Genomic DNA, 14433 nt, shown 5'->3' on the forward strand with positions numbered 1-14433 from the left:
CTCGACCGCACGCCGCTCGTCCGTCGCGGAAGGTGCATCCCCCATGAGTGTTGGCAGTCCCACGTCGTACGTCATCGGTGTCGACTTCGGCACGCTGTCCGGCCGCGCGGTCGTGGTCCGCGTCGCCGACGGCGCCGAACTCGGCTCGGCGGTGTACGAGTACCCACACGCGGTGCTGACCGAAACGTTGCCGGACGGCACCCGCCTGGGTCACGACTGGGCGCTCCAGGTGCCGGGCGACTACGTCGGGGTGTTGCGCAACGCGGTACCGGAAGCGGTGCGCGCGGCCGGCGTCGACCCGGCCGACGTGGTCGGCATCGGCACCGACTTCACCGCCTGCACGATGGTGCCCACCCGGGCCGACGGTACCCCGCTCAGCGAGCTGGACGAGTTCCGCGGCCGGCCGCACGCGTACGTCAAGCTCTGGAAGCACCACGCGGCCCAGCCGCACGCCGACCGGATCAACCACCTCGCGGCCAAGCGCAACGAGCCCTGGCTGCCCCGCTACGGCGGGCTGATCTCCTCCGAGTGGGAGTTCGCCAAGGCGTTGCAGGTGCTCGAGGAGGACCCCGAGGTCTACGCCGCGACGGAGCGCTGGGTCGAGGCCGCCGACTGGATCGTCTGGCAGCTCACCGGCGCCTACGTCCGCAACGCCTGCACGGCCGGTTACAAGGGCATCCGCCAGGACGGCCGGTACCCGTCGCCGGAGTTCCTCGGCGAACTGAACCCGGACTTCGCCGACTTCGTCCGGACCAAGCTGGATCAGCCGATCGGGCAACTGGGCGACGCCGCCGGGCGGTTGCGTGCCGAGGCCGCGGCCTGGACCGGCCTGCCCGAGGGCATCGCGGTCGCGGTCGGCAACGTCGACGCGCACGTCACCAACGCCGCCGCGCAGGCCCTCGAGCCGGGGCAGATGGTCGCCATCATGGGCACCTCGACCTGCCACGTGATGAACGGCGACGAGGTGCGCGACGTACCCGGGATGTGCGGCGTGGTGGACGGCGGCATCGTCGCCGGCCTGTGGGGCTACGAGGCCGGGCAGAGCGGGGTGGGCGACATCTTCGGCCACTACGTCGCCCGGCTCGGCGGCGAGCACACCCATGAACGGCTCACCGAACTGGCCGCCCGGCAGCGCCCGGGCGAACACGGCCTGCTGGCGCTGGACTGGCACAGCGGCAACCGTTCCGTGCTGGTCGACCACGAGCTGTCCGGGCTGCTGGTGGGGGAGACGCTGGCGACCCGGCCGGAGGACGTCTACCGGGCGCTGATCGAGGCGACTGCGTACGGCACCCGCACCATCGTGGAGACGTTCACCGCGGCCGGCGTGCCGGTGCGGGAGTTCGTCGTGGCCGGTGGCCTGATGAAGAACCCGTTGGTCATGCAGATCTACGCGGACGTGCTGCGGATGCCGTTGTCGGTGATCGGGTCCGACCAGGGGCCGGCGCTGGGCTCGGCGATCCATGCGGCGGCCGCCGCCGGTGCGTACCCCGACGTGCGGTCCGCCGCCGCGGCGATGGGCCGCAAGCGGGAGGCGGTGTACCGGCCGGATCCGGACGCGGCCGCGGTCTACGACGAACTGTTCGCCGAGTACACCAAGCTGCACGACTACTTCGGCCGGGGCGGCAACAAGGTGATGCGTACGCTGCGGGCGATCCAGCGCCGGGTCGCCGGGACCGGTGCCGCGTGAGTCTGCTGGGGGCGGTCCGGGACACCGTCGAACAGCTGCGCCGGCAGGTCGCCGACCTGCACGCCGAACTGCCCCGCAACGCGCTCGTGGTGTGGACCGCGGGCAATGTCTCGGCCCGGGTGCCCGGCGCCGACCTGTTGGTGATCAAGCCGTCCGGGGTCAGCTACGACGAGATCACCCCGGAGAAGATGGTGGTCACCGACTTCGACGCGAACCTGGTCGACGGCGAGCTGCTGCCGTCCAGCGACACCGCGGCGCACGCCTACGTCTACCGGCACATGCCGGCGGTCGGCGGCGTGGTGCACACCCACTCCACCTACGCCACCGCGTGGTCCGCGCGGGGCGAGGCGATCCCATGTGTCCTCACCATGATCGCCGACGAGTTCGGCGGCGAGATCCCGGTCGGCCCGTTCGCGCTGATCGGCGACGACTCCATCGGCCGCGGCATCGTCGAGACGCTGCGGCACCACCGCTCGCCGGCGGTGCTGATGCGCAATCACGGGCCGTTCACGGTCGGCAGGGACGCCCGCGCCGCCGTCAAGGCCGCGGTGCTCTGCGAGGACGTCGCCCGTACCGTGCACATTGCGCGCCAGCTCGGTGAGCCGGTCGCGATCGACCGGGCGGACGTCGACTCCCTCTACGCCCGCTACCAGAACGTCTACGGACAGGAGCCCACACAGTGAAGCCGCAGATCTGGTTCCTGACCGGCAGTCAGCACCTGTACGGCCCGGAGACCCTCGACCAGGTCGCCGCCCAGTCGGGGCAGATCCAGCAGACCCTGACGGCCGGCGGGCTCAGCGCGGAGCTGATCGGCAAGCCGGTGCTGACCGACTCCGCCGCGATCCGGGACGTGATGCTCGCGGCCAACGCCGACCCGGCCTGCATCGGGGTGGTGGCCTGGATGCACACGTTCTCCCCGGCCAAGATGTGGATCACCGGCCTGGACGCGCTGCGCAAGCCGCTGCTGCACCTGCACACCCAGCTCAACGCGTCGCTGCCGTGGGCGTCCATCGACATGGACTTCATGAACCTGAACCAGGCCGCGCACGGCGACCGGGAGTTCGGCTACATCCAGTCCCGGCTCGGCGTGGCCCGCAAGACGGTGGCCGGGCACACCTCCGACCCGGAGGTGGTCCGCCGGATCGACGGATGGATCCGGGCCGCCACCGGCGCGCAGCACCTGCGCACGCTCAAGCTGGCCCGGTTCGGCGACAACATGCGCGACGTCGCGGTCACCGAGGGGGACAAGGTCGAGGCGGAGCTGCGGTTCGGCGTCTCGGTCAACACGTACGGCGTGAACGACCTGGTCGCGGTCGTCGACGCGGCGGACGACGCCGCGGTGGACGCGCTGGTCGGCGAGTACGCCGACGCCTACGAACTGGCGCCGGAACTGCGCAAGGACGGCGCCCGGCACGATGCGCTGCGCTACGCCGCGCGGATCGAGGCCGGCCTGCGGCAGTTCCTCACCGAGGGCGGCTTCGGCGCCTTCACCACGAACTTCGAGGACCTCGGCGGGCTGCGGCAGCTGCCCGGCCTGGCCGTGCAGCGGCTGATGGCCGACGGCTACGGCTTCGGCGGCGAGGGGGACTGGAAGACGTCCGCGTTGCTCGCGGCGGTCAAGGCCATGGGTACGGGGACCGGCCGGGGTACCTCGTTCATGGAGGACTACACGTATCACTTCGGGCCGGGCGAGCCGAAGATCCTGGGCGCGCACATGCTGGAGGTCTGCCCCAGCATCGCCGCCGCACGACCGTCCTGCGAGATCCATCCGCTGGGCATCGGCAACCGGGAGGACCCGGTGCGCCTGGTCTTCGACGCCGGTGCCGGTCCGGCCGTGGTGATCGGCATGGCGGACATGGGGGACCGGTTCCGGCTGGTCGCCAACACCGTCGAGGTGACGCCGCCGGACGAGCCGCTGCCGAACCTGCCGGTCGCCCGGGCGGTCTGGAAACCGGCGCCGTCGCTCTCCACGTCGGCGGAGTCCTGGCTGACCGCGGGCGGGCCGCACCACACCGTGCTCACCCAGGCGGTGGGGGTGGAGCCGCTGCGCGACTTCGCCCAGATGGTGCAGACCGAACTCCTGGTCATCGACGAGAACACCACCACGCACGATTTCGCCGATCGGGTGCGCTGGAACCAGGCGTACTACCGACAGTTCCCGAGGTAGTTCAAGGGCGTTGCTGTTTGTAACGCACTCCTAACAACACTGTCTGAAATTGTTTACTTCTGAGCGTACGCGCGGGAAAGTTGCGCCGTCGTGCGCGTCATTGGGGACCCTCACCATCGCAAGGAGAGAACGATGAAGTTGACGAGGTTCGCGTCAGTGGCTGCGGCCGCGACGCTGACGGTGGCTCTGGGCGCCTGTGGCTCGGCCGAGAAGACCGCCGACAAGGAAGGTGCCGGTGCGGCCGACAACGCCGGTGCGCTGATCGGCGTGACCATGCCGACGCGTTCCTCCGAGCGGTGGATCGGTGACGGCGACAACCTGAAGAAGCAGCTCGAGGCCAAGGGCTACAAGGTCGACCTGCAGTACGCCGAGGACGACATCCCGACCCAGGTGAACCAGCTGGACAACCAGATCACCCGGGGCGCCAAGCTGCTCATCATCGCGTCGATCGACGGCACGGCGATCACCACGCAGCTGCAGAGCGCCAAGGAGAACAACATCCCGGTCATCGCCTACGACCGGCTGATCCGGGACAGCCCGAACGTGGACTACTACGCCACCTTCGACAACTTCAAGGTCGGTGTGCAGCAGGCGACCTCGCTGCTCGTCGGCCTGAAGCTGCTCAAGGAGGACGGCACCACCAAGGGTGACGCCAAGGGTCCGTTCAACATCGAGCTGTTCGCCGGCTCGCCGGACGACAACAACGCCACCTTCTTCTTCAACGGCGCGATGTCGGTGCTGAAGCCCTACATCGACAACAAGACCCTGGTGGTCAAGAGCGGCCAGACCGACTTCAAGCGGGTCGCGATTCTGCGGTGGAAGCCGGCCGTCGCCCAGGACCGCATGGAGAACCTGCTGACCTCGACCTACAAGGGCGGCGCCAAGGTCGACGGCGTGCTCTCGCCGTACGACGGCCTGAGCATCGGCATCCTCTCCGCGCTGAAGAGCAACGGCTACGGCACCGCCGGTCAGCCGTACCCGGTCGTCACCGGCCAGGACGCCGAGGCCGCCTCGGTCAAGTCGATCATCGCCGGTGAGCAGTTCGCCACCATCTACAAGGACACCCGCAAGCTGGCGGACACCACGGTGCAGATGGCGGACGCGGTGCTCAAGGGCCAGAAGCCGACGACGAACAACGACAAGGACTACGACAACGGCGTGAAGGTCGTCCCGGCCCAGCTGCTGGACTCGGTGATCGTCTACAAGAGCAACTACAAGAAGGAGCTCGTCGACTCGGGCTACTACCAGGAGTCGGACCTGAAGTAACGCCACTCCGGTGCCCGTCGCTGAGCCTCAGCGGCGGGCACCGGTCCTTCTCCGTGCCGACCCTGGGGGATGAGCATGAGCGACACCATCCTGCGCATGCAGGACATCACCAAGACGTTTCCCGGGGTCAAGGCGCTCCAGGACGTCAACCTGTCGGTGACCCGCGGCGAGATCCACGCGATCTGCGGTGAGAACGGCGCCGGCAAGTCCACGCTGATGAAGGTGCTGTCCGGGGTCTACCCGCACGGCTCCTACGACGGCGAGATCACCTTCGAGGGCGAGGAGTGCCGGTTCTCCGGCATCCGCGACAGCGAGCACCGCGGCATCGTCATCATCCACCAGGAGCTGGCGCTGGCCCCGCAGCTCTCCATCGCCGAGAACATCTTCCTCGGCAACGAGCAGGCCACCCGCGGGCTGATCGACTGGAACCGCACCAACCACGCCGCCGGTGAGCTGTTGCGCCGGGTCGGCCTGCACGAGAGCCCGGTGACCCCGATCCTCGATCTGGGTGTCGGCAAGCAGCAGCTGGTCGAGATCGCCAAGGCGCTCTCCAAGAGGGTCAAGCTGCTCATCCTGGACGAGCCGACCGCGGCGCTCAACGACGAGGACTCGTCCCATCTGCTCGGCCTGCTCCGTGGGCTGCGGGACGAGGGCATCACCTGCGTGATCATCTCGCACAAGCTGAACGAGGTCATGGCCATCGCCGACCGGGTGACGATCCTGCGCGACGGCCGCACGATCAGCACCATGGACCTGCAGGCCGACGAGGTCACCGAAGACAAGATCATCTCCGGGATGGTCGGCCGGGACCTCGACCACCGCTACCCGCCGCACTCCTCGCACGTGGGCGAGGAGGTGCTGCGGATCGAGGACTGGACCGTGCACAGCCCCACCCAGCACGGCCGGGTGGTGGTCAGCAACGCCAACCTGACCCTGCGCCGCGGCGAGATCGTCGGGCTGGCCGGGCTGATGGGCGCCGGCCGTACCGAGCTGGCGATGAGCGTCTTCGGCCGCTCGTACGGCACCGGCATCTCCGGGCGGCTGATCAAGGACGGCCAGGAGATCCACCTGCGCTCGGTGCGCGACGCGATCAAGCACGGCATCGCGTACGCGACGGAGGACCGCAAGCGGTACGGCCTGAACCTGATCGAGGACATCAAGCGCAACATCTCCGCGGCCGCCCTGGGCAAGCTCGCGAAGCGCGGCTGGGTGGACGAGAACGAGGAGTTCAAGACCGCCAACGGGTTCCGGGACAGCATGAACATCAAGGCGCCCAGCGTGCTGAGCGTCACCGGCAAGCTCTCCGGCGGGAACCAGCAGAAGGTCGTGCTGTCCAAGTGGATCTTCACGAATCCGGACGTGCTGATCCTGGACGAGCCCACCCGGGGCATCGACGTCGGCGCCAAGTACGAGATCTATACGATCATCAACCGGCTCGCGGACGAGGGTAAGGCGGTGCTGGTCATCTCCTCCGAGCTGCCCGAGCTGCTGGGCATCTGCGACCGGATCTACACGCTCTCGGCGGGCCGGATCACCGGTGAGGTGGCCCGCGCCGAGGCCACCCAGGAGAACCTGATGACGCTGATGACCAAGGGAACGGAGTAACCCGCGATGTCTGTCGCACCCACCAACGCCGACTTCGCGGTGGCCGAGACACCGGCCGCACCGGCCGGCCCGACCGGGGACTCACCCCGGCGCTACAACCTGAACCTGCGCCAGAGCGGCATCTACATCGCGTTCGCGCTGATCGTCCTGCTGTTCACCGTGCTCACCGGCGGTGACCTGCTGGCGCCACAGAACATCAGCAACATCATCGTGCAGAACTCGTACATCCTGATCCTCGCCATCGGCATGATCCTGATCATCATCGCCGGCCACATCGACCTGTCGGCCGGCTCGGTGGTCGCGGTCTGCGGCGCGGTGGCGGCGGTGCTCATGGTCGAGCACGACGTGCCCTGGCCGCTCGCGCTGCTGATCACCCTGGTCGTCGGTGGCCTGATCGGGGCCTGGCAGGGCTACTGGATCGCGTACTTCGGCATCCCGGCGTTCATCGTGACCCTGGCCGGCATGCTGCTGTTCCGCGCGCTGACCCTGACCATCCTCGGCAACCGGGGCATCGGCCCGTTCCCCGACGAGGTCCGGACCCTGTCGAACGGCTTCACCGAGGGCTACCTGGGCAACATCGGCCTCGGCGCGCTCGGCGGCGCCGACCTGTTCAGCCTGCTGGTCGGCGTGGTGGCGGTCGCCGGCATCGTCTTCACCCAGTGGCGCACCCGCTCGGCCCGCCAGCAGTACGGCCAGGTCGTCGACCCGATGCCGCTGTTCATCGGCAAGATCGCCGTGGCCTCGTTCCTGGTCATCGCGGTCATCGTGCAGCTCGCCCGGTTCAAGAACCTGCCCTGGGTCCTGGTGCTGCTGGCGTTCCTGGTGCTGGCGTACTCGCTGCTGACCAACCGGGCGGTCTTCGGCCGGCAGATCTACGCGGTCGGCGGCAACCTGCAGGCCGCGACGCTCTCCGGCGTCAAGGTCAAGTCGGTGATCTTCTGGATCTTCGTGAACATGGGCGTGCTGGCCGCGCTGGCCGGCGTCATCTTCGCCGGCCGGCTCAACCAGGCCAACCCGACCGCCGGCGCCAACTTCGAGCTGGACGCGATCGCGGCGGCCTTCATCGGCGGCGCAGCGGTCCAGGGCGGCGTGGGCAAGGTCGTCGGCGCCATCACCGGCGGCCTGATCATGGGCGTGATCAACAACGGCATGTCGCTGATCGGCGCGCAGAGCGAGACGGTCCTGCTGGTCAAGGGCGCGGTGCTGCTGGCCGCGGTCGCCTTCGACGTCTGGAGCAAGCGCCGCGCCGGCGCCAGCCGCTGAGCACAGCCTCCGGGTCCGCGCCCGGATGCCCGCCGTACCGTCCCGGCGCCCGGTGGTCCACTGTGACCGCCGGGCGCCCGGCCGGTCCTGCGGGTCGTCTCCCAGGACAAAGTGCTCCGCGCCGTAACGCCACACGGTTGGCGGTGGCGCGTGTGGTTTTCGGGTGGTGTCCGCGCCGCAACTCGGCACGACCTTTGGCGGGCGGTTGGATGTGGAGGTTCTGGGTGCGGGACACGCCGAAACTCGACACGTAGGTAGAGGACTCGTTGGACCCGGCCGGGGGCGACGCCGACGGAGACCGCCGGGTTCCGGGTTGGCGGTTCGCCGCCGCGGAACCGGTCTGCTCAGCGGGCCGCCGCCAGCCCGAACGACGACGGCGCCACCGACGGGAACACCTCGCTCAGCGACCCGAGCCCGCACCGTTTCTGCAGAACCTCCCCGATCACCGCCCGATAGTCGGTCACCGCGGCCAGGTCGCCGTCCATCAGCGCACCCGGTGCCAGCCCGGGCCACGGTCCGTACACCCGGCCGCCGCGCACCCCGCCACCCAGCAGCAGCATCGCGTTGCCGTGGCCGTGGTCGACGCCGCGGGAGCCGTTCTCGGTCACCCGGCGCCCGAACTCGCTCACCGTCACCAGCGTCACGTTCGCCAGGCCGGCCGGGCCCAGGTCGGCGGCGAACGCGGCCAGGGCGGTCGCGGTGGCGTGCAGGTTGTCGTACATCCGCTGGCCCTTGACCGCGGTGCCGAGCCCTTCGTGCATGTCCCAGTCGCCGGAGTCGACGGCGGCGGCGGTCAGCCCGACGTTCGCCTTGATCAGCCGGGCGATGTCGCGCAGGGCGGCACCGAGCGGCGTGTCCGGGTACACCGTGCCGTTGGCCGGTGTGTAGCCGGTGCCGCGCAGGGCGGCGGTGGCGGTGAGCGCCGAGTCGGCGGCCACCGCGGGCGCGGCCAGCAGGTCCGGCGCGCCCTGGTAGAGCTGGCGCAGCGCGGCGGCCATCGGGCGGCGGGCGGACTCGCCGGCCAGCATGAAGCCGTCCACCGAGGCCATCGAGACGTCCGCGGCGGGGCCGGCCAGGAGCCGGGCCGGCATGGCGCTGCCCATGGACACCGCACCCAGCGGGCCGGTGGCGCCGGTCAGGCCGAGCATCCGGTCCAGCCAGCCGGTCCGCAGCGAGGTGCCGGCGGCGGCGCGCTCCATCTCCTCCATCGCGGCGAAGTGCGAGCGGGTCCGGTTGGGCTGGCCGACGGCGTGCACGGCGGCCAGGTTGCCGTTCTGCCACATCGGCAGCAGCGGGGCCAGCGCCGGGTGCAGGCCGAACATGCCGTCGCCCGCGATCACCTGGCTCTTCGGCAGCGCGATGGTGGGCCGGGCCCGGTAGTAGTCGGCGTCGCCGATCGGGGCGACCGCGGTCAGGCCGTCGAAGCCGCCGCGCAGCGACAGGACGACCAGCGTGTCGCCGGTGTAGCTGCCGGCGGCGAACGCCAGGTTGGTGGCCAGGCCCTCGCCGGCCAGGCCGGCGAGCGCTCCGGCGGCGCCGGCGGCGGCCGTGCGGCCGAGCAGGCGGCGCCGGGTCAGGTTCCGTTGTTCGGCACATCCACATTCGGTACGGGCGGTCATGGTCGTCACCTCAGCTGGAAGTAGGGCGAGTCGAGTACGAGCGCGACCAGGTACGGCAGGCTGCCCGTGACGGACGTGTCGGTGCTGGTGAGGGCGCTGCCCGGGCGTTTGCCGGCCACGGTCAGCACGGCGGCGACGTGCTCGGGGCGCATGGTGACACCGAGCAGGCGCCTGCTCAGCGCGTCGACGAGGCCCCCGTAGGTGGCGGGCCGGACCGGCACCAGAGCGGTCAGCATATTCGCGGGGCGGACCAGTTGTCGGGGATACCAGCCGGTTGCCAGGTTCAGGTGGTTGTTGCACCGCATCAGGAACGCGGACGGCGACGCCCAGGCGGCGGCCACGTCCGGGTAGCCGTTCGGCGGCGCCCAGCGCAGCGGCGCGTTCCCCGCGTTGACGAGCATGTGGTAGAGCGCGTCCAGGCCCTTCACGCCGGAGGTCTCCGGGGCCAGGCCGAGCGCCCGTACGGTGGCCGTCAGGTCCTCGAACGGGGTGCGCACCTTGCGCCCGGCGGACGCGGCGAACTCGGCGGAGGTGAACAGCGCCCGCAGCACCGGGGTGATCGCGGTGTCGTGCTGCTGGTACACGTCGGCCAGCGTGGCGACCAGGGTGGCCGGGGCCTCGTCGGCGACGAACCGCACGCACAGCCGGGTGGCGATCCGTTCGGCGGTGGCGCGGTGCCGGGCCAGGTGGTCCAGGAACGCGAGCGCGGCCGCTTCGCCGCCCTCGGCGGTGGCGTTGGCGTGGCTGAAGCCGAGCACGGCGACCGGGCCGGTGGCGTGCCGGGTGCTCTGGTAGGCGTACGTGCCAGTGGCGTTCACGGTGAGCCCGGTGAGCAGCCGCGCCGCCGCCTGGACGTCCGCCTCGGAGTAGATCATCCCGACGGTGTGCAGTTCCATCAGCTCGCGGGCGTAGTTCTCGTTCGGGTGCGACCGGGTGGACGACCGGTTGTCCAGGTAGGTCAGCATCGCCGGGTGCCGGGCCGCGGCCTTGAGCATGTCGGCGTACCGGCCGAAGGCGTGTTTGCGGATCACCTGCCGGTCGTAGTCGGCGCGGCTGTCCCAGACGCCGTTGGACGGGGCGGCGACGTGCAGGTGGTTGTTCCAGACGTGCACGGTCATCTCGAACAGCTGCCGGTTGCTCCACACGGCGCGCGCCACGGTGGCCCGGCCGAGCTGGTTGAACGCCTCGTAGGAGTGCTTCGGCAGGGCGGCCCGGACGGCGGCGACGTCCGCACCGGCCAGCGGCAGCCGGGTCAGCAGCGCGTCGCAGGTGGCGTCGGTGATCGTGGCCGGGTTCAGCTGCCGGTCGAGCCATCCGGACACCCCGAGTTTCGCCGCCTCGGCGAGGCTCGCCGGCGTGGGGCCGAACGTGGCGCGCCGGACCAGGTGCGCCACCGGGTCGGCGGGCAGCAGGCCCGCCGGGCCGGCCGCGGCGGCGGGTGCGGCGGCGGCCGCGTCCACCACGAGACCGCCGGCCACGGTGGCGGCCAGCGCGGCGGCGCCACCGGCGAGCAGGGTCCGGCGGGAGGGCTGCGATCCAGTCATGGCAGGCCCTTCGGCCGGCGCGGCGGACCGCATCGGACAACCCGCGGGGCGCTACCGAGCCGCAATCGCCGGGCACCCGTTCCGGCCCGGCGGCCCGGGACGTAGGCTTTGTGTTGTGGATCACACGGATGCCGCATTCCCGGCCATACCCGCGCGTACCCCGGCGTCCTGGGTCGTTGTCGGCCTCGACAACGGCGGCACCTGCAACAACGCCACCGTGCTGGACGCCACCGGCCAGTTCCTCGTCGACCGCCTGGTGGAGAACGCCAGCCTGGTGAACGAGGGCCCGGAGTCCGCGGTCGAGCAGCTCGCCGAGGCGTTCGACGGCATCCTCCAGCTGACCAGCACGCCGCGCACCCTGGTCCGGGCGGTCGGCCTGGACACGCCCGGCCCGGCCAGCGCGGACGGCGTGATCTCGTCCAAGGGCTCGACGAACTTCAACCAGGTCTCCTGGCACGGCTTCGACATCCGGGGCGCGCTGCAGGCCCGGATCGGCCTGCCGGTGATCTACAACAACGACGCGAACGCCGCCGCGCTGTACGCCCACCACCGGCACTTCGGCGCCGCGGCGGCGGAGCGCTCCTCGGTGTCGGCGATCGTCGGCACCGGGATGGGCGGCGGCGTGGTGGAGTCCGGCCGGGTGATCCGCGGCGCGGCCGGCATGGCCGGCGAGCTGGGCCACGTGCAGATCCCGTTGCACGACGTGCTGGAGCCGGGTCAGCCGGTGCCGCAGTGCAACTGCGGGTTCGCCGGCGACGTGGAGAGCGTGGCCTCGCTGACCGGCATCACCAACAACCTGCTGCCGTACTGGCTGGGCCGGCACCCGGACCACCCGCTGGCCGCCGAGCCGGTAGCCCGTGCGGCGAAGATGCTGCGCGGCTACGGCGAGAAGGAGGATCCGCTGGCGCTGTCCGTCTTCGGTCAGCAGGCCAAGGCGATCGGGAAGCTGTTCACCATCGCGGCCCAGTTCACCGACCCGTCGGCGTACTTCCTGGGCGGCGGCGTCGTCGAGGCGACGCCGAAATTCCGGCAGTGGTTCCTCAACACCGTGCGCGAACACACGCAGCTGCGCACCGAACAGACCGCGGCCGCGACGTTCGCGCTGGTACCGGACCTGGACATGGCCGGAGCCCGGGGCGCCGCGGTGGCCGCGCTGGACGCCGTGCGATCCACATAGGTCAACTTCTTAACATATGCATCATTGACCGTACTAGATATTGATCGTCCCCTTCAGTAGCGTCGCCAGTGCCGTCCGAGGCGGGGGCCGCGGACGCGCTGAAGGGGGAATTTTGATGCGACGAAGCATCGCGACTGCCGGAGCTGTCCTGCTCGGGCTCGTTGCGCTCACGCCGGGCGCCGCGCCCGGCGCGCCGTCCACACCAGATCCGGGGCTCTCGCCCGCCGAGAAGGCGGCCCAGAGCGTCGGCATCTCGGTGACCGCCAAGGCGGCTCCGGGCAAGAAGCCGGCCGGACCGAACCCGTTCCTGGCCCTGCTGCCCGAGGGCAGCAAGGCGGACTACAGCGGCTGGGCCCGGTACATGTCGGAGCAGGCCGCCAAGAAGGCCCAGGCCAAGCTGCGGGCGCAGGCCGCGCCCGGCGCTCGCGCTGCCGCGTCGCCACTGCTCGCCGACGAGGACGAGCCGGACGGCACCCGGGGTGCCAACGACAACCCGGCGTCCGCCCAGCGGATCAACGGTTTCGGCACCGCCGCCAACCAGAACTCGAAGCTGCGGATCCTCGGCCAGCTGGACCCCGAGGCGGTGGCCGTCGAGACGGTGGCCGCGAACGCCGAGGACGACGGCTCGATCCCGCTGGCCGGCGACACCGGTATCGGCGAGAGCCGGGGCGGCATCGAGACCAGCGCGGAGATCGGTGACGGCCCGCACGGCTCGGCCGGCAGCGGTTCCGGTGACTTCGACTTCTACCGGGTGCAGGCGGAAGCCGGCGAGGTGCTGACCGTGCAGACGGCCACCCCGACCGGCGAGCTGGACACCATCGCCGCGGTGTACTCGGCGGACGGCGAGCTGCTGGTCGGCAACGACGACTTCGGTGGCGAGCTGGACAGCCGGGTGACCTACCGGGTGCCCGCCGCCGGGACGTTCTACGTCCTGGTGTCCGGGTTCTTCGCCCTGCCGGCCGACCCGAACGACTCGGGCAGCGGCGAGGGTGCCGGCAGCGAGGGGCCGTACTCGGTCACCATCACGGCGGGGGAGGCCGACCAGGACTTCTTCGCGGTCAAGCTGCGCGCCGGTGACGTCATCGGTTCCACGGTCAAGGGCGCCGCGACGTACCTCACGGTCTACGACACCGTCCCGCGCGAGGTGCACGGGTCCGACCAGGACGCCAGCTTCATCTTCCCGGCGGAGTCGCCGCTGCCCGGTGGCGGCAACGCCACCACCGACTACGTGGCGACCGAGGCCGGCTGGCACTACGTCGGCGTGTCGTCGGGCGACGGCAACTACGACGTGACGGTCGAGGCGTACCGCCCGACGCTGCAGGGTGACCGGCCCAACCAGACGCTGTTCCTGGACTTCGACGGCGCCCGGGTCAACACCGCGATCGGCGGCTGGGGCGGCCCCGGCGTCCGGCAGCTGAGCCCGCTGGCCGCGTTCCTGGCCCAGTGGGGTCTCACCCGGGACCAGGAGGACGAGCTGATCGACGCGATCGTCGCCAGCGTCTCCGAGAGCATCAAGCACGACCTCGCCGAGGCCGGTCTCAACGGCAAGTTCAAGCTGAAGATCCTCAACAGCCGGGACCACGCCGACCCGTGGGGTCAGGCGAACGTGAGCCGGATCGTGGTCGGCGGCACGATCGAGGAGTCCGGCGTGCCGACCATCGGCATCGCGGAGAGCATCGACCCGGGTAACTTCGCCACCGAAGAGACCGCGCTGGTGCTGCTGGACGTGCTGAGCGAGCCGACCGGCCCGGAGACGTCGCTGAACACCTACATGACGTCCGCCAGCGACCGGGTGGCGTTCGTCGGCCAGGCGGTCGGAAACGTGACGGCGCACGAGGCCGGCCACTTCTTCGGCAACTGGCACACCGACAACACCAGCGAGCACGTCAACCTGATGGACTCGGGTGGCGCCAACTACCAGAACCTGTACGGCGTCGGGCCGGACGGCGTCGGTGGCACGGCGGACGACCCGGACGTCGACTTCGGCGACGACGTGTTCAGCGCCGAGGAAGGGTTCGTCGGTACCGAGGACACGCTCGGCCGGATCGTTTTCGGCGTGACGAGCTGACCCGGTAACGGATCACGAGAAGGGGTGTCCCGGCGTC

10 protein-coding genes are annotated in these 14433 nt (G+C 70.7%); 8 read left to right on the forward strand and 2 right to left on the reverse strand.

Annotated features, from left to right (window positions below):
* Positions 1-43: 43 nt before the first annotated feature.
* The 6 genes from araB (at position 44) to mmsB (ending at position 7988) form a co-directional block, all read left to right on the forward strand.
* Positions 44-1687, forward strand: a complete 1644-nt coding sequence (gene araB, locus LDL48_RS04365) for a ribulokinase (RefSeq protein ID WP_225253669.1) — start codon at positions 44-46, stop codon at positions 1685-1687.
* Complete coding sequence (locus LDL48_RS04370) at positions 1684-2370, forward strand: L-ribulose-5-phosphate 4-epimerase (protein ID WP_225253670.1); 687 nt, start codon at positions 1684-1686, stop codon at positions 2368-2370. The genes araB and LDL48_RS04370 overlap by 4 nt, the downstream gene beginning before the upstream one ends.
* Positions 2367-3854: an L-arabinose isomerase gene (gene araA, locus LDL48_RS04375; protein ID WP_225253671.1), complete on the forward strand. Its 1488-nt coding sequence runs from the start codon at positions 2367-2369 to the stop codon at positions 3852-3854. The genes LDL48_RS04370 and araA overlap by 4 nt, the downstream gene beginning before the upstream one ends.
* Before the next feature lie 132 nt (positions 3855-3986).
* Entirely contained in the window at positions 3987-5120 is a 1134-nt protein-coding gene (gene chvE, locus LDL48_RS04380) for a multiple monosaccharide ABC transporter substrate-binding protein (RefSeq protein ID WP_225253672.1), read from the forward strand.
* Positions 5121-5195: 75 nt separating this feature from the next.
* Positions 5196-6725, forward strand: a complete 1530-nt coding sequence (gene mmsA / locus LDL48_RS04385; protein ID WP_225253673.1) for a multiple monosaccharide ABC transporter ATP-binding protein — start codon at positions 5196-5198, stop codon at positions 6723-6725.
* 6 nt (positions 6726-6731) lie between these two features.
* The gene (gene mmsB / locus LDL48_RS04390; RefSeq protein WP_225253674.1) at positions 6732-7988 is read left to right on the forward strand and encodes a multiple monosaccharide ABC transporter permease; all 1257 of its coding nucleotides are present in this window, start codon (positions 6732-6734) and stop codon (positions 7986-7988) included.
* A gap of 344 nt (positions 7989-8332) precedes the next feature.
* Here mmsB and LDL48_RS04395 read toward each other — a convergent pair whose 3' ends face one another.
* Positions 8333-9607, reverse strand: a complete 1275-nt coding sequence (locus tag LDL48_RS04395; protein ID WP_225253675.1) for a DUF1501 domain-containing protein — start codon at positions 9605-9607, stop codon at positions 8333-8335.
* 5 nt (positions 9608-9612) lie between these two features.
* The gene (locus tag LDL48_RS04400) at positions 9613-11151 is read right to left on the reverse strand and encodes a DUF1800 domain-containing protein (RefSeq protein ID WP_225253676.1); all 1539 of its coding nucleotides are present in this window, start codon (positions 11149-11151) and stop codon (positions 9613-9615) included.
* 115 nt (positions 11152-11266) lie between these two features.
* On the opposite strand from LDL48_RS04400, the gene LDL48_RS04405 reads away from it, so the two are divergent.
* On the forward strand, positions 11267-12328 hold the full coding sequence (locus tag LDL48_RS04405) for an ROK family protein (RefSeq protein ID WP_225253677.1): 1062 nt from the start codon (positions 11267-11269) through the stop codon (positions 12326-12328).
* A gap of 115 nt (positions 12329-12443) precedes the next feature.
* Positions 12444-14396: a PPC domain-containing protein gene (locus LDL48_RS04410; protein WP_225253678.1), complete on the forward strand. Its 1953-nt coding sequence runs from the start codon at positions 12444-12446 to the stop codon at positions 14394-14396.
* Positions 14397-14433: the final 37 nt, after the last annotated feature.

The organism is Jidongwangia harbinensis (genome assembly GCF_020216025.1).
Taxonomy (GTDB): Bacteria; Actinomycetota; Actinomycetes; order Mycobacteriales; family Micromonosporaceae; genus Actinoplanes; species Actinoplanes harbinensis.